Annotated in this window: 11 protein-coding genes and 2 pseudogenes; 11 read left to right on the top strand and 2 right to left on the bottom strand. The window is 70.3% G+C overall.

Annotated features, from left to right (window positions below; translation table 11 throughout):
- The first annotated feature begins 74 nt into the window (after positions 1–74).
- A complete protein-coding gene (locus N8I87_RS38160; RefSeq protein WP_263216870.1) occupies positions 75–2,750 on the top strand; it encodes a SpoIIE family protein phosphatase in 2,676 nt (891 codons plus the stop codon).
- A gap of 112 nt (positions 2,751–2,862) precedes the next feature.
- On the opposite strand, the gene N8I87_RS38155 is transcribed toward N8I87_RS38160, so the two are convergent.
- Positions 2,863–3,177, bottom strand: a complete 315-nt coding sequence (locus N8I87_RS38155; protein ID WP_263215447.1) for a hypothetical protein — start codon at positions 3,175–3,177, stop codon at positions 2,863–2,865.
- 271 nt (positions 3,178–3,448) lie between these two features.
- Here N8I87_RS38155 and N8I87_RS38150 point away from each other — a divergent pair, with 271 nt between their 5' ends.
- Positions 3,449–4,429 carry a serine/threonine-protein kinase gene (locus N8I87_RS38150; RefSeq protein ID WP_263215446.1) on the top strand — a complete coding sequence of 327 codons (981 nt, stop codon included), beginning with the start codon at positions 3,449–3,451 and terminating at the stop codon, positions 4,427–4,429.
- An 8-nt stretch (positions 4,430–4,437) separates the two neighbouring features.
- Here N8I87_RS38150 and N8I87_RS38145 read toward each other — a convergent pair whose 3' ends face one another.
- Positions 4,438–6,873 carry a SpoIIE family protein phosphatase gene (locus tag N8I87_RS38145; RefSeq protein WP_411577336.1) on the bottom strand — a complete coding sequence of 812 codons (2,436 nt, stop codon included), beginning with the start codon at positions 6,871–6,873 and terminating at the stop codon, positions 4,438–4,440.
- Positions 6,874–7,170: 297 nt separating this feature from the next.
- On the opposite strand from N8I87_RS38145, the gene N8I87_RS38140 reads away from it, so the two are divergent.
- The 9 genes and pseudogenes from N8I87_RS38140 (at position 7,171) to fxlM (ending at position 16,145) form a co-directional block, all read left to right on the top strand.
- On the top strand, positions 7,171–7,401 hold the full coding sequence (locus N8I87_RS38140; RefSeq protein WP_263215444.1) for a response regulator transcription factor: 231 nt from the start codon (positions 7,171–7,173) through the stop codon (positions 7,399–7,401).
- Positions 7,402–7,656: 255 nt separating this feature from the next.
- On the top strand, positions 7,657–8,046 hold the full coding sequence (locus tag N8I87_RS38135) for a serine protease (RefSeq protein WP_263215443.1): 390 nt from the start codon (positions 7,657–7,659) through the stop codon (positions 8,044–8,046).
- A 148-nt stretch (positions 8,047–8,194) separates the two neighbouring features.
- A pseudogene (locus tag N8I87_RS44550) lies at positions 8,195–8,731 on the top strand (trypsin-like peptidase domain-containing protein); the annotation flags it as partial.
- 45 nt (positions 8,732–8,776) lie between these two features.
- Positions 8,777–8,974 (top strand): annotated as a pseudogene (locus tag N8I87_RS38130) (lamin tail domain-containing protein); the annotation flags it as partial.
- Positions 8,975–9,076: 102 nt separating this feature from the next.
- Complete coding sequence (locus tag N8I87_RS38125) at positions 9,077–9,880, top strand: NAD-dependent epimerase/dehydratase family protein (RefSeq protein ID WP_263215442.1); 804 nt, start codon at positions 9,077–9,079, stop codon at positions 9,878–9,880.
- Positions 9,881–10,006: 126 nt separating this feature from the next.
- On the top strand, positions 10,007–10,516 hold the full coding sequence (locus N8I87_RS38120) for an AMIN-like domain-containing (lipo)protein (protein ID WP_263215440.1): 510 nt from the start codon (positions 10,007–10,009) through the stop codon (positions 10,514–10,516).
- 160 nt (positions 10,517–10,676) lie between these two features.
- A complete protein-coding gene (locus N8I87_RS38115; protein ID WP_263215439.1) occupies positions 10,677–12,242 on the top strand; it encodes a cellulose binding domain-containing protein in 1,566 nt (521 codons plus the stop codon).
- Between the two features lie 131 nt (positions 12,243–12,373).
- The gene (locus N8I87_RS38110; protein WP_263215437.1) at positions 12,374–13,318 is read left to right on the top strand and encodes an MBL fold metallo-hydrolase; all 945 of its coding nucleotides are present in this window, start codon (positions 12,374–12,376) and stop codon (positions 13,316–13,318) included.
- A gap of 148 nt (positions 13,319–13,466) precedes the next feature.
- Positions 13,467–16,145 carry a methyltransferase, FxLD system gene (gene fxlM, locus N8I87_RS38105; protein WP_263215435.1) on the top strand — a complete coding sequence of 893 codons (2,679 nt, stop codon included), beginning with the start codon at positions 13,467–13,469 and terminating at the stop codon, positions 16,143–16,145.
- Positions 16,146–16,164: the final 19 nt, after the last annotated feature.

Genomic DNA, 16,164 nt, shown 5'->3' with positions numbered 1-16,164 from the left:
CCCGGCGGCTGCGTGACCGGGATTCCCTGGTGAACCCACGCAGCGCGGCCGGGCAGGGGTTCCTCCTCCAGATCATGATCGTGGTACTGCTCGTCGTCGCGGCGGTGGTCGCTCTGGTGATCCAGGCGGACCGGGACGCCGTGCGGCAGGGACGTCGCGAGTCGGTCGTCGCGGCGCAGGGGTTCGCGAACGCCCCCGGTGTGGACGAAGCGCTGCGCGGCCGGGATCCGACCGCGGCCCTGCAGCCACGAGCCGAGGCAGCACGTAAGAGGGCGGGCGTCGATTTCATCGTCGTCATGAACACCGACGGAATTCGTTATACGTATCCGTACCCCAAGGAGATCGGGAAGAAGTTCGTCGGCAACATCAAACCGGCGCTGGAAGGCCGCACCGTCATCGAGCAGGCCGGCGGTCCGCCCCTGCCGGCCGGCAGGGGAATAGCCGTACAGGCCGTGGTCCCGGTGACCGACTCGCACGGAAAGGTCGTCGGGCTGGTCTCCGCCGGAATCACGATCGACAACGTGACGCAACGCTGGATGCCACAACTGCCGATCATCATCGGCTCCGGTGCAGTCGCGCTGGCACTCGCGACGACCGGCACCACGCTGATCTCCCGGCGTGTGCGGCGTCAGACGCACGGTCTGGCCCCCGTGGAGCTGGCGCGGATGTACGAGCACCACGACGCGGTCCTCCACTCGGTGCGGGAAGGGGTGCTGATCGTCGACGCCGACGGACGGCTGACGCTGGCCAATGACGAGGCACAGCGGCTGCTCGGCCTGGGGCCCGACGCGCTGGGGCGCCCGGTGCGGGAGCTGGGGCTGCCGGAGCAGCTCACGTCCGTGCTCACATCGCCGGAGATGGTGACCGACGAGGTGCATCTCGCGGACGACCGGTTGCTCGCGGTGAGCAAGCGGTCCACGCTCCGGGACACGGACCGGGGAAGCAACGTGGTGACCTTGCGGGACACCACGGAGCTGGTCGCGGTCTCCGGGCGGGCCGAGGTCGCGCGGGAGCGGCTGACGCTGTTGTACGAGGCGGGCATGCGGATCGGGACGACGCTGGATGTACGGCGTACGGCCCGGGAGTTGGGCGATGTCGCGGTGCCGCGGTTCGCCGATCTCGTCACCGTGGATCTGCTGGAGGCGGTGCTGCGCGGGCTGGAGCCGACGGCGGAGGGATGGCGGCATCTGCACCGTGCGGCACTCAGCGGCGAACAGTCGAGGATGCCGGTGTATCCGCTCGGCGAAGTGATCACCTTCTCGCCGGACACCCCGCAGATGCGGACGCTGCAGGAGGGGCGGGGTGTGCTGGAGGCGGACCTGCGGCATGCCCACGCCTGGCAGCAGCAGGATCCGGAGCGCACCGAGAAGGCCCTGGAGCGCGGGCTGCACTCCCTGGTGACCGTGCCGCTGCAGGCCAGGGGCGTACCGCTGGGCGTGGTGAACTTCTATCGGACGGTGGATTCCCCGCCGTACGAGCGGGACGATCTGTCCGTCGCGGAGGAGCTGGGCGCGCGGGCCGCGGTGGCGATCGACAACGCCCGTAGGTTCGCCCGGGAGCACGCGACGGCGGTGACGCTGCAGCGCAGTCTCCTGCCCCGGGGACAGCCGGAACAGGACGCGCTGGAGGTGGCCTGGCGGTACGTGCCGGCGGAGGCCGGGGTGGGCGGGGACTGGTTCGACGTCATCCCCCTGCCGGGTGCCCGGGTGGCGCTGGTGATGGGCGATGTCGTCGGGCACGGGCTGCACGCGGCGGCGACGATGGGCCGGCTGCGCACCGCGGTGCACAACTTCTCCACGCTGGACCTGCCGGTCGACGAGGTGCTCGGGTACCTGGACGACCTGGTCGTACGCATGGACGAGGAGGAGGACACCGACGGTCTCGCCGAGGACCACGAGGGTGAGGGGGTGACGGGAGCGACGATCCTGTACGCGGTCTACGACCCGGTTTCGGGGGCGTGCACGATGGCCCGCGCGGGGCATCCCGAACCGCTGGTGGTGGGTCCGGACGGAACCGTCACCTCTCCCGGCGTGCCGGCCTCGGCACCGCTGGGTCTGGGCGGCTACCCCTTCGAAACCGTCGAGCTGCGCCTCGCCGAGGGTTCCCAACTGGTGCTCTACACCGACGGTTTGGTGGAGGACCGTACCCGCGACATCGACGTGGGTCTGGAGAGGCTGCGCCGGGTGTTGGGCGGGGCCGGGGGCCGCACCGCGGAGGAGACCTGCGCCATGGTGATGGATGCGCTGAAGCCGACACACCCCGGCGACGACATCGCGCTGCTGACAGCACGGACCCGGCTGTTCCCGTCCTCGCGCGTGGCGGAGTGGGACGTACCGTCGGACCCGGCGGTGGTGCCGTCCATCCGGGCCGAATGCAGGGAGAAGCTGCGGGAGTGGGGGCTGGAGGAAGTCGGCTTCACCACGGAACTGATTCTCAGCGAGCTGACCACGAACGCCATCCGGTACGGATCGCCACCGGTCAAGCTGCGGCTGCTGAACGGGCGTTGTCTGACCTCAGAGGTGTGGGACGGCAGCAGCACCTCGCCCCGGCTGCGGCGGGCGACGACCACGGACGAGGGCGGCCGGGGGCTGTTCCTCGTGGCACAGTTCGCGCAGCGATGGGGTACGCGGTACAACCGTGGCGGCAAGGTCATCTGGGCGGAACAGGTCCTCCACGACGGCGCCTCCGCCGGCGCGGTCTACACACCGGTCGACGTTCTCCTCGAACAGTTCGGCGATCCCACCCTGTGACCTCGACGGGCGGGCCCCACCCGTGAGTCGGCGCATACGAAGGGGGCGCGCCCGCGATGGGCACGCCCTCTTGTGTCCGCGGCGACCACGACCGGAACCCGATGATCACGTACTAGAACACAATGATCACGAAGGATCCGTTGTTGAAGAAGCGGTGGTCGAAGCGGTGATCGAAGCGGTTGCCGAAGTGGTTGCCGAAGCAGAACCCGGGGTGGTTGAAGCAGAACTGGCTGTGGTCGAAGCGGAACCCGCCGCGGTCGAAGCAGCGGAAGTCGCTGCGGCCGAAGCACATGTTGGTGGTCACCTGGGGGTGCACGGCAGGGGCTGCCGCCGCGGCCGTGCCTGCTGCGCCGATCGAAGCGCCGCCGGCCAGCAGAACGCTGACCGCGGACGCCGCGACGAGACGCCTCGCGCGGTGTGCTCGCATGACGGATGCACTCTTCCTTCCATCGTCTCGCGCGACTCTCGGCGTCACGCGAGGGATGACCGCAGCCGCACAGGGCTGTGGTTGCGGCCCTACTTTCAGTACGTCGGCGGGGCCGTTCGGGATTGCGCTTCGAAGGACGAGTGCGAAGAGAGCCGATCCGGTGCCCGCGTCAAGTCCCGAGCTGTCGGAACATGACCCTGTCGTCCTGCGTGCGCATGATGCCGGGCATAGGGTTTTGGCATGAATGGGCCGTAGGGACAGGTGACGAGCAGTGCGCGAGACGTTCGATCTGGTGGGGACGCGGATTGCCGGCTATGAGGTGCTGCGTGAGATCGGACATGGGGGAATGGCGGTGGTGTACTGCGCGAGGGATCTGCGCCTGGAACGGACGGTGGCGCTGAAGCTGCTCACTCCGGAAATGGCCCGGAATGACACGTTCCGCAAGCGTTTTATGCACGAGTCGCGCGTGGCTGCCGCGATCGACCATCCGCATATCGTGCCGATTTTCGAGGCCGGCGAGATGGACGGTGTGCTGTATATCGCCATGCGTTATGTGTCGGGGTGCGATCTGCGGGCCTTGATCGACCGGGAGGGTGTGCTGAGTGTCGACACCGCCCTGCGCATCGCGGGTCAGGTCGCGTCGGCGCTCGACGCGGCCCATGAGCACGATCTGGTGCACCGGGACGTCAAACCGGGAAATGTCCTGGTGGCACAGGGCACGGACAGCGAGCATCCCGAGCATGTCTATCTCACGGATTTCGGACTGACGAAGAAGTCCTTGTCGCTGTCGGGATTCACGACGGTGGGGGAATTCGTCGGAACGCTGGACTATGTGGCGCCCGAGCAGATCTCGGGTCGTCCGGTGGATGGCCGATGCGACCTTTACAGCCTTGCCTGCGTCGTCTACGAGATACTCGCGGGCAGGCCTCCATTCCGTCAGGAAGACGACATCGCGCTGCTGTGGGCCCATCAGTACGACACTCCACCTCCCCTGAGCGGGATGCGGTCGGAGTTGCCGCCGGAACTGGATGGTGTGATCGCGAAGGCGCTGGCCAAGGTTCCCGAGGACCGTCACGAGTCCTGCCTGGAGTTCGTGGGCGCGTTGCGGGCTGCCATCGGCGGTTCCCGTACGGAGTCCCGCGCACCGACTCGCGCGGGTCGCCGGACGGTCACGGCCGTGCGACGTTCCGATCCGATCCCCGGCCCGCCGCCCTGGGCACAACCGGTCTTCGACGCGTCGCCCGGTTCTTGAGCCGTGTCTCAGGCCTCGCTGAGGAACTGCTCGGCCCAGACGGTTTTACCTGCCGAGGTGGGGCGAGCCCCCCAGCGTTGCGAGAGCTGCCCGACCAGGAGGAGGCCACGCCCACCCTCGTCGAAGGTGCGAGCGCGCCGCATGTGGGGCGCGGTGTTGCTGGAGTCGAACACTTCGCAGGTCAGGGTGTGGTTGTCGTGGATGAGTCGGAGCCGGATGGGGGGTCGGCCGTAGCGGATCGCGTTGGTGACCAGCTCGCTCACCACGAGCTCGGTGATGAACGCGGCCTCGTCCAGGTGCCAGGCGGTGAGCTGGTCGGTGGCGAGCTGACGCGCGTCGGAGACCGTGGCAGGGTCGAAGGGCAGGTCCCAGGTGGCGACCCGGTCGGCGTCCAGGGCCTTGGTACGGGCGATGAGCAGGGCGATGTCGTCGTCGGGGCGGTGGGTGAGCATCGAGGTGAGGACCCTGTCGCACACCGCGTCGAGGCTCTGGGCGGGGCGGGCGAGGGCGGCGAACATGGTGTCCAGGGAGTCGTCGATGTCATGGTCGCGGGGTTCGAGCAGACCGTTGGTGTAGAAGGCGATCAGGCTGCCCTCGGGCAGTTCGGTCTCGACGGCTTCGAAGGGCAGCCCGCCCAGGCCCAGCGGGGGACCCGCGGGGACGTCGAGGAAGCGGACGACACCGCCAGGGGTGACCACGGCGGGCGGGGGGTGGCCGGCCCGGGCGAGCGTGCAGTGGCGGGTGACGGGGTCGTAGACGGCGTACAGGCAGGTGGTACCGACGCCACCGGCGGTTTCGGAGGCGTTGTCGGTGCCCGCCTCCTCGGCGGACAGATGGATGACGAGGTCGTCGATGTGGCTGAGCAGTTCGTCGGGCGGCAGGTCCACGTCGGCCAGCGTGCGGACCGCGGTGCGGACCCGGCCCATCGTGGCGGAGGCGCGGATCCCATGGCCGACGACGTCGCCCACGACGAGCGCGACCCGGGTGCCGGACAGCGGGATCACATCGAACCAGTCGCCGCCCACACCGGCCTGGCTGACGGAGGGCAGATAGCGGGTGGCGATGTCCATGGCCCCCTGCTCGGGCAGCGACTGGGGAAGAAGGCTGCGCTGCAGGGCCATGGTGGAGGTGTGCTGCCGCTCGGGGCGGCTGGTGCTGTGGATGCTGGTGGCCGCCTTCGCGGCCAGCTGCTCGGCCAGCCACAGATCGTCCGCGTCGAAGGGGTCGGGACGCTGATGCCGCCCGAACAGAGCCACACCGAACGAGGTGTCGTCGGCCCGGATAGGCACCACCATCAGCGAGTGTGTGCGACTGTCGCGGATCCAAGTGGCCTGGGGGTCGTCCCGCACCCATTGGATGACGGCGTCCTCGCTGCCCGAGCGCACCGCGGCCCGGCCCTCGGCCAGGCACTGGGCGAGTGGCGACCCGGCCGCGCAGCGCCGCGGTCGGTCGGTGGCCCGGGGCGCGGGGTACTGCTCGGTCACCGTCCGCACGGCGACGCGGCTGAGAGTGAGGCCCACGGCCGACCATGAGGGGGGCGGCTCGCCGCGCCGGGGGGTGTCCAGCAGGTCGACGGTGCAGATGTCGGCGAGCCGCGGGACAGCGACGTCGGCCAGCTCCTGCGCGGTGCGATGCGTGTCGGGGCTCGTGCCGATGCGCCGTCCCGCGTCGCTCAGCAACCGCATCCGGTGCTGGATGAGCTCCTCGGGCGCATGGGAATGTGCCGTCAGGCTCACGGCTCGTACCTGGCCGGCGGAGTCGGCCAGCGGCACGAGACCGGCCTGCCAGGTGCGCCGCGGGTCGATCGGGTCCAGGCAGAGGTGGACGTCCTGCGGCTCACCGCCGTCGAGGATCCGCCGCATGCTCGTCTCGGCCTCGTGACTGGCCGGGTGCGGCACGATGTCGGGCAGGCGCAGCCCGCTCATCGTGGCCTCGGTCAGGGACAGCGCACGCTCCATTCCGGCGCTGGCCCGCACCAGTCGCAGATCATGATCGAACACCGCGAGAAGGCAGGGTGAGCGGTCGAAGGCCCACTCCCCCAGTGCTCTGTCACTGCCGGGATGCGACGGACCGGCCACCGCGGACACGATCAGCCATTCCACGCCCGTGCCACCTTGTGCGGGGCGACGGTGCGCCACTACGTGCCGCTCCACCCGGTAGCCGTCCCGGTGGCGCAGTACGACGGCACCGCCCCACCGCCGGCGTGCGGCTGCTTCTCGCCACCCATGGCCGACGGCCTCGCCCGGAACATCGGCGAGCAGACGCGCGGCCCCGTGTCCCACGACCTCCGCGGGCTGGTAACCCAGCAGCAGCCTGGCACCGTCGCTCCATCCCGTCACGATGCCCTGTCCATCGACGGTGGCCGTGGCGGAGTAGGCCCGTGGAGGCACAGCGTGTGCGTGAGCCTGCGCCTGCTTCCTGGGAGGGGTGGGAAGTCGCTCCATCGCCGCTCACCCTTCGACGAACCTGCCCGGCCGAGGCCCTCTAACCAGCATGATCCCGACGGCGACGGAGCACCAGTCCGCCGCCGGGCGGCCCCGCGCGTCGGTACGGGGCCCCTGCCCACCGCCCACGCACCGCCCGCAGGGGCCCTGTGACACGCCTGTGACAGTCGGCGGACAGCGTGATGACGTCGACCGATCAAAGTATTTGGAAACGGACAAATTGCAGTTTTCGGGCATGTGTCTTGCTTCCGTCGACGTGAGCAGCGATGACCGAGCCGATCTGTCAGAGGAAACCTCATGAGCCTCACCGCTACTACGCAGCACGACGAAGACACCGTGCCCGCGCTGGCCCCGCGTGAGCGAGAGACCCTGCAGCACATCGCCGCCGGTCACACCTACCTGCAGACGGCTCGCCACATGGGACTGTCCAAGCACACGGTCGACGCCTATCTCCGCCGCATCCGCGCCAAGCTCAACATCAACAGCACCGCGGAACTCACCCGGCTGGCCATCTCCCTGGGCCTGTGACAGCACGGTCCGGGCCGGAGGCGGTACTCCGGGGTGAGAGCGGCGGCGGTGCCGGGACCCGGGACAACCCCGAGTACCGTCCGTAACAATGGACATACACGTGGCAGTGTGACGACGGGGGCGTGCCATGGAAGGCCTGGTGGATCTCGAGAGCGGTGGCGGCACCCTGCGCACGGACGCGGGGCGCGCGGCGGCCGGGCCGACACGGTCGGCGTACGCCCGGGAGCGCGTCGGCCGGTCATGAACGGTCCGGTCATGCGGAGCTTCGGGTGGCACGCCAGGATCGAGTGCGCGGGTCAGGTGGTCGGCGCGGGCTTCCTGGTGACCCCCGACAAGGTTCTGACCTGTGCTCATGTCGTGCACGGCAGTGCCGAGGCGGCGGTGACCGTGTCCTTCCCGCAGCTTCCCGCCGCCCCTCCCGTACCGGCGCGCGTCGTCGTGCACGGCGGCTGGTCCGGCGGTGTCACCGATGCCGGGGACATGGCCGTCCTCGAACTGGACTACCCGGTGTCACTCGCCCGGCCGCCTTCGCGTCGCCCGGGGCCGAGTGCGGAAGTCCCGCCCCCGAACTGGTCGCGTACGGCTTCCCGAAGGGGTCCGACGAGGGTGTGCTCGCCTCCTACCGTGCCGTGCCCGGCCTGCTGATCCTCGACGAGTGGGTCCGGTTGGAGGTTCTCACGGCGCACGGCCAGCCGCTGGCGGCGGGTTTCAGCGGTGCGGCGGTGGCGCTCGCCGACGGCACGGTGGTCGGCATGGTCTCGGCCGTCACGACCGCGCCGTTCTGGTCGGCCGGATGCTGCCCACCCGGGTCCTGCAGCGCTACTGGCACGACCTGCGCGCTCTGGCCCCGGAGTCACCGCGCGCGGCCGCCGAGCAGGCACGACTGCGCGAGCTGGTCGAGAAAACGGTCCGCGCGGGCCTGAAGTGCGATCCGGTGCGGCTCTACGACGCCGCCGCGGGCGACTTCGACCCGCCCGCGCCGACGGGCGGGTTCGACTCGCTCCGGTCGGCGGCGCGTTTCGTCCTGTACGAACTCGACGCACGGGAGGCCACGGACACCGCGACCCGGTTCGCCGACCGGCTGGAGGCCCTGCTCGGAGCCGGTGACGAGCCGGAGTCCGGGCCCGACTGGTCGCCCATTCTCGTCGAGTTGGGGCCCAGCGGCGAAGGCGAGGACCAAGTACGCGTGGAAGTCACGGCGTTCAGCGGAGGCCGTCGGCACCCGGTCGCTTCGGACACCGTGCCCCGTGCCCGGCTGAGTGCTTACGTCCAGGACCACATCGAGGCAGCCATCCTTCATCTCACGCCCGGTGCCGATGAGTTGATCACCTTCTCCCTGCCCCGCGACTGGCTCCACCGGCCCGTCGACACCTGGACCATGCAGGTCGACGCGTCCGGCGCCTTCGTCACCACCGCGATCCACAACCGTCCCACCGGCATGGCCAACCTCAACAACGAGGGATTCTCGGTGGCCGGAGCGGATGAGTGCGTCGGCGGCTCCAAGCCCGTGTACTGGGCCGACGACAGCAACGACAGCGGCCACGCGCTGCGCAAGGGCACCATCACCTGCTGAACCCACCGCACGACCGCGGCCCCGGCCATCCTCTCGCCGGGGCTTAATGAGTGGTTCGGCCGCCGCGTGGATGCGAGGGTTGTCGCAACCTGGGGAGGCGCAGTGGGTCTGGGAACGGTGGCGGTCACGGGTGCGGCGGGGAACATCGGTTCCGTGGTGCGCGAGGCGTTGCGGGGCGAGGCGGCGCGTCTGGTCCTGGTCGACCGGGTGCCCTTGACGCCGCGGGCCGAGAACGAGGACGTCCACACCGTCGATCTGAGGGACGCGGCCGCCGTGGAGTCGGCGCTCGCCGGGGCCGACCGCGTGCTCCATCTGGGCGGTGTTCCGGACGAGGCGCCGCTTGCCGATCTGCTCGAAGCCAACGTGCTCGGCACCCATCACGTCCTGGAGGCGGCGCGGCGCGCGGGGATCGGGCGGGTGGTGCTGGCGGGCAGCAACCGTGTCACCGGCTTCTATCCCGTGGGACATCACACCGGTCCACGAGAGCCGGTACGCCCCGACGGCCTCTACGGGGTGAGCAAGGTGGCCGTCGAGGCTCTCGGGCAGCTGTACGCCGACAAGTTCGGTCTGTCCGTGATCTGCCTGCGTATCGGCAGCTTCGAGCACAGGCCCAGCGAGCCCCGGCATCTCGCGACCTGGCTGAGCCCACGCGACGCGGTCGGCTATCTGCGCGCCGCGCTGACCGCCCCGCCGTCCACCCGCTTCGCCACGGTGTACGCCGTCTCCGCCAACACGCGCCGTTTCTGGGAGCTCCCCGACCCGGCCGTACTGGACTACACCCCCGTCGACGACGCCGAACTCCACGCCGCGGACATTCCCGGCGCGGGCCTCCCCGCCGACCCGACCGCACCCCAGGCCGGTCCCTATGCGCGGCCAGAGTTCACCCTCAGGCACCTCAAGGCCTGATCCACACGCCCATCACAGGGGTGCGGACGAATGAGAAGCTGCTCGCGGGCAATGCAACCGTATGGCCCGCTCGCATGTCTCCCCTGGTGACATCGCTGTCCCCTTGCGAGAAAGATCGGGGGCGTCATGCACCGCCATCCACGCCGTACGGCCATCGCGGCCGGAATTCTTCTCACCGCCGCCTTCGGCGCCACGGTTCCCGCCTCCGCCGCCCCGCAGTCCCGGCAGCCTTCCGCGACCGCCCTGGTGGTCAACGCCCGCTGGGGCGGGCACTGCACCTACGACCGGCTCGTCATCGACGTCCGGGGAACCATGCCCCCGGTCGCCGTGAAACCGGTCAAGGAGCTCCGCTACGACCCCTCCGGGAAGAAGGTCCCGCTGGCCGGGAGGTACTTCCTGGAGATCAAGCTCTCCCCCGCCGCCGCACACGACGAGGCGGGCCGGTCCGTCTACCGAGGACCCCAGCTGGTCAAGATCCACCTGCCCGCGCTCAAGGGCCTCGCCCTCACCGGTGACTTCGAGGGTGCGGTCACCTTCGGAGCCGCTTTCCACACCAAGCCCGTCTACAAGACGTTCAAGCTCCACTCTCCGGAGCGTTTCGTCCTCGATGTCAGGCACGCCAACACCTGTGCCTGACCGCACCTCCCGAAAGGCCCTGCCGTCGCTGAACGGCGGGGCCTTTCTGCTTGACGGACGGTCCTCGGCTCTGTACGTACATGACAGAGAACTTGGTATGGACCAATTCTGCGCAGCCTCGCGCGCCACCCCGGCGCCCAACCCCCCAGTGGAGGCAGCAATGCGAAGACCGTCAGCACTCATCGCCCTGTCCGTCGGGGCGCTCCTCCTGTTCGTGGCCCCACCCGCCGACGCCGCGGGATCGGCTACGGCCGCCTTCTCCAAGTCCGCTTCCTGGGACACGGGTTATCAGGGCGCGTACACCGTCACCAACGGTGGCGGCACCGCACTGTCCGGCTGGACCGTCGAGTTCGACCTGCCCTCCGGCACCACGGTCGGCTCGTACTGGGACGCTCTGCTCACCCAGAGCGGCAACCACTACACCTTCAAGAACCGTGAGTACAACGGCACTTTGGCGCCGGGCGCCGCCACCACGTTCGGCTGGGTGTCCACCGGCACCGGCACACCCACCGGCTGCCGGCTCAACGGCGCGTCCTGCACGGGCGGTTCCGGCGGCGACACCACACCGCCCAGCGTGCCGACGGGAGTGACCGTAGGATCGGCGAGCGGCTCGTCACTCACCGTGCGGTGGACCGCCGCCACCGACGACTCCGGATCGGTCGCGGGCTACGAGGTCTCACGCGACGGCGGCACACCCGTCACCGTCACGGGAACCTCGTACACCGCCACCGGGCTGACGGCCGCGACAAGCTACTCCTTCCGTGTCCGCGCCAAGGACGCGGCGGGCAACCTCTCCGCCTACAGCGCGGCGGTCAGCGGCACCACCACGTCCGGCGGCACCCCGCCGGGCGGTGGCGTACACACCGCGCCCTATATCGACATGGGTGCCTGGCCCACCCCGAGCATGCCCGAGACGGCCTCCGCGAGCGGGGTCACGAGCTACACCATGGCCTTCATCACCGCCTCGGGCTGCAAGGCGATGTGGTTCAACGCCTATGACCCGCGCGACGGCTGGGCCAAGGACCAGATCGACGCGATCCGGGCCGGCGGAGGGGACGTCAAGGTCTCCTTCGGCGGTGCCTCCGGTATCGAACTGGCCCAGGCCTGCGGCTCGGTGGACTCGCTCTACGCCGAGTACAACGCCGTCGTGAACGCCTACAACCTGACGTACGTGGACTTCGACATCGAGGGCGCGGCCACCGCCGACCCGGCCTCCGTCACCCGCCGTTCCCAGGCCCTGGCCCGGCTGCAGCAGGCCCATCCGGGACTGAGGATCTCACTCACCCTCCCGGTGCTCCCCGAGGGCCTCACCGCCGACGGGCTCAACGTGGTCACGTCCACCCGCGACGCCGGGGTCGACCTCGACGTCGTCAACGTCATGGCCATGGACTACTACCGCAATGTCGACTACGGCGATGCCGCGCTCCAGGCCGCGCAGAGCACCTTCACCCAGTTGAAGTCACTCTACCCGGGCAAGTCGGACGCCCAGGTGTGGGCGATGGTCGGGGTGACGCCGATGCTCGGCCAGAACGACGACGGCCATGTGTACGACCAGGCCGACGCCCGCCAGTTGGTCGCCTTCGCCCAGAGCAGGCACCTGGGCGAGCTCGCCTTCTGGGAGGCGACCCGCGACCGCAACGCCTGCACGGGTGCCCTGTACCGGTGCACCAACATCGCACAGTCGCCGTACGAGTTCGCGAAGATCTTCGCGGCGTACCGAGGTTGACGACCCGTCGACAGGCCGGGAGGGAAGGACTCTCCCAGCCTGTCGGCGCGCTGCCGTCACGCCTGGGAGGATGTCGTCGACCCCTTGGTCGCTTCGAGCACACCGCCCACCCACTACGGCAGGAGCCCAGCATGAGCACTGTCCACCATGACGTCACCGAGCTTCCCCCGCCACGGGTCGAGGAAGTCAGTGAGGGGGTCTTCGCCTACATACAGCCCGACGGCAGCTGGTGGATCAACAACACCGGCTTCCTCGTGGGCGAGCGCGGCGTGATCAGCGTGGATTCCTGCTCGACGGTACGTCGTACCCGCGCCTATCTGGACGCCATTTCCTCCATCACGCCGCAGCCGGTACGGACTCTGATCAACACTCACCACCACGGCGACCACACATTTGGCAACCATCTGTTCGGCGGCGCCACGATCGTCGGGCACGAGGCCACCCGGGCGAACGTATTGGAGTGGGGCGACCCGAAGGCGATCGCTCCGTTCTGGACCGAGGTCGACTGGGGTGACATCGTCCCCGAGCCCCCGTTCCTCACCTACACCGATGCGGTGACGGTCTGGTCCGACGAACTGCGCGCGGACGTACGCCATGTCGGTGTGGCCGCCCACACGACGAACGACTCGATCGTCTGGCTGCCGGAGCGGAAGGTGCTCTTCAGCGGCGACGTGCTGTTCAACGGCGGCACGCCGTTCCTCGTCCAGGGATCCGTGGCCGGCGCCATCCAGGTCCTGGAGGAGGTGATCAGGCCCCTGGGAGCGACGACGATCGTTCCCGGGCACGGCGGTGTCGCCGGCCCCGACCTCATCGACGACGTGCTCGGCTATCTGCGGTTCGTGCAGAGCACCGCTCGCGCCGCCCGTGCGGCCGGGCTCACGCCGCTGGAGGCCGCCCGCGAAGTGGACCTGGGCGCGTACGCCGACCTGTTGGACCGCGAGCGCATCGTCGGAAACCTCCACCGGGCGTACGCCGAGTTGGAGGGCGGCCCCCTCGGCCGACCCATCGATGTCGCCGCGGCCATCGCCGACATGATCGCCTACAACGGCGGCCGGCCCCTCACCTGCCTCGCCTGACCCCGCTACGCGATCCACCAGGACGTGGGTCGTCTCGTCCCGTGTCGCCGCGCCCAGAGCCGGGCCCCGGCGACGCGGGGCGGACCCGGGATCCGGACGGAACGGCCGGCGGACCCGGGCCACTTCGACCAGACAGGGAGCCTGCCAGGTGGGACACACCACGCCCGACGAGTGGGACACTCACTACGCGAGCGGCAAGACCTTCCGGCCCCTCGGCGACGCCGAGCGCCGGCTGCTCGCCGAGCATGCCCCGGCCACCCCGGGCGGCCTCGCCCTCGATCTCGGCTGCGGGCTGGGCGAACTGGCCCGCCACCTCGCCGCCCGCGGCTACCGGGTCGACGCGATCGACTACGCCCCCGCCGCCCTCACCCAAGCCGAAGCCCAGAACACCGCCGCCACGGCGGTCACGTACCGGCTCGCCGACATCGAGCGGGACGGCCTCGACGATCTGCCCCACCCCGCCTACGACCTCATCACCTTCCGCCTCAGCCTGGCCTTCGTCCGGGACCGCACGCGCGTCATCAACCGGCTGCGCGAACGCCTGCGCCCGGGCGGCACGCTCTGCGTCATCACACCCGTCGCCGAGGCCGTGCCGGACAGCCGGCAGGACATCGCCCTCGACGAGAGGGAGATCGGCCTGCTCCAGGAGGGCTGGACGGTCGCCGAGCGACACGACGCGGACGGGCTCGCCTTCGTCGTCCTGCGCGACCCCGCCCCCACCCGGGTCACCTGCGCCGACAAGGGGCGGCCTGCCCCGCACGCCCTCACGGGGGCCGGGGTCGTCGTCACCGACCCGGCGGGGCGGATCCTGCTGGGCTGGTCGGCCCGGCGCGATGCGTGGGAGCTGCCCGGTGGCAAGAACGACGGCGACGAGAACTTCCTCGACGCCGCCGTCCGGGAGTTGGAAGAGGAGACCGGGCTGCGGGCCGACCGCGCCGCCGCACGGCTACTGGCCCTCCTGATGGACGCCGTCCACGGGATCCCCCGGATGACGGCCGCCGTTCGCGTCACCGCCTACAGCGGCGAACCGGCCGTGACCGAACCGCACTTGCTGAGCCGCTGGGAGTGGCACGAGCCCGCCGACCTGCCCGCGCTCGCTCAACCGCTGTTCACGCCGAGCGCGCATGTCATCGCCACCGTCTGGCCCGGCCTGCTGCCCGATCTGCCGCCCGTCCACCGCTACCCGATCACGCCCGCCGACGTACCCGAGCCCGCCCAACAGGCCCTGGAGGCGGCACCTTTGCGGCAGGCGATGGCCGACCGGCTGCTGGCCGACGGCAGGATGGACGCCGACGGCACGATCGAGGCCGCCATGCGGCGCGTGCCACGTCACCGCTTCCTGCCCGGCGTTGCCCTCGAGGAGGCCCATGACGCGTACCGGGCGCCCGTCACGAAGCGCACCGTTCGCGGGGCGCCCACCAGCAGCGTGTCGGCACCCTGGCTACAGGCCGAGATGATCCGTGACGCCGCCCTCCGCCCCGGCGACACCGTGCTCGAGATCGGCTCCGGCGGCTACAACGCCGCCCTCGTCCAGGAGGTCGTCGGCCCCCATGGCACCGTGATCAGCATCGACATCGACCCATGGGTCACCGAACGCGCCCGCCGCTTCCTCACCGAGACCGGCTACCACCAGGTCCGCGTCCACCTCGGCGACGGTGAGCGGGCCCCGGCCCACCTCGTGGCGCCCGGGAGCGTGGACGCCGTCATCGTGACTGTCGAGGCCCGCGACATTCCGCCCGCCTGGGTCGACTGCCTCGCCGAGGGCGGCCGTCTCCTGGTCCCGTTGCGCATCCACGGTTACACATGGAACATCCCCTTCACCAAGCGCGGCGGAGTGCTGATCGCGGACACCTACACCGTGTGCGGGTTCGTGCCCCTCCAGGGTCCCGGCTACCGCGGCGACGTCGTCACCCGTCTCCGCGGCGGCGAGATCGCCGTACGGTTCGCCGACGGCACCCCTGCCGACACCAGCCGCCTCGATGCCGCCCTCGACATGCCCCGCACCGAACGCTGGACCGGCGTGACCATTCCCTGCGACGTGCCCTTCGACATGCTCCCGCTGTGGCTGGCGAACCATCTCGGTGACGGCTTCGCCCGCCTCCGCGTCGACGCCGACCTCGACACCGGGCTCCTCCACCACTTTGGCGGCTGGGACGCCGCCGCCCTGATCCGCGACGACTCCCTGGCCCACCTCCTCACCCGCAAGGTCGCAAGCGACGGCTCCGGCCGCAGCGTGGCGGAGTTCGGCATCCATGCATACGGCCCACACGCCGACGCCCTCGCCGACACGATGGCCGACCTGGTCACCGCCTGGGACCGCGACGCCCGCACCACCAGCCCCCGCCTGCAGGTACACCCCCCACAGAGCCCCGACCGGGAGCTGCCCCACGGCCACATCCTGAACAAGCCGCACACCGCCTCCTCTTCACGTGGGCGTCCAAGACGCGCCGAAGTGGCGCATCGGACCTACGGTGAATCCGAGAGGGGGCAAGCCGAACCGCGTACGACGAAGGAAGCCGCCATGCAGGAGCACTACGTCTGGGTGACGACGCGCCGCCTTCAGCAGGGCACGCTGGAGGAGTTCGAGAGGGCATGGCGCCCGGCCCCCGCCCCGGAGGGACTGCGCCGTGCTTTCGCGTACTGGTCCCAGGACGGGCAGGAGATCACCGGGGTGTCGTTCTGGGATTCCCAGGAGGCATGCGACGCATGGCGGACCTCGGATTCGGAGGCGCAGCGGCGGGCGGCCATGGCTCCCTACGTCGTCGAGGAGAGCGAGGGCTTCTACCGCGGCCGTGAACTCACTCTCCCCGGTGCCGGGCGCGGGTGAACGCGGGTGAAGGCGTTGC

Origin of the sequence: Streptomyces sp. HUAS 15-9 (genome assembly GCF_025642155.1) — a bacterium.
GTDB lineage: Bacteria > Actinomycetota > Actinomycetes > Streptomycetales > Streptomycetaceae > Streptomyces.
This window is presented reverse-complemented; position numbering and strand designations above follow the sequence as displayed.

Bases quoted from the DNA above. Each gene is read 5' to 3' on its own strand.
- N8I87_RS38160 (WP_263216870.1), top strand. From the start codon at position 75: ATGATCGTGGTACTGCTCGTCGTCGCGGCGGTGGTCGCTCTGGTGATC.
- N8I87_RS38155 (WP_263215447.1), bottom strand. From the start codon at position 3,177: ATGCGAGCACACCGCGCGAGGCGTCTCGTCGCGGCGTCCGCGGTCAGC.
- N8I87_RS38145 (WP_411577336.1), bottom strand. From the start codon at position 6,873: ATGGAGCGACTTCCCACCCCTCCCAGGAAGCAGGCGCAGGCTCACGCA.
- N8I87_RS38140 (WP_263215444.1), top strand. From the start codon at position 7,171: ATGAGCCTCACCGCTACTACGCAGCACGACGAAGACACCGTGCCCGCG.
- N8I87_RS38135 (WP_263215443.1), top strand. From the start codon at position 7,657: ATGCGGAGCTTCGGGTGGCACGCCAGGATCGAGTGCGCGGGTCAGGTG.
- N8I87_RS38120 (WP_263215440.1), top strand. From the start codon at position 10,007: ATGCACCGCCATCCACGCCGTACGGCCATCGCGGCCGGAATTCTTCTC.
- N8I87_RS38115 (WP_263215439.1), top strand. From the start codon at position 10,677: ATGCGAAGACCGTCAGCACTCATCGCCCTGTCCGTCGGGGCGCTCCTC.
- N8I87_RS38110 (WP_263215437.1), top strand. From the start codon at position 12,374: ATGAGCACTGTCCACCATGACGTCACCGAGCTTCCCCCGCCACGGGTC.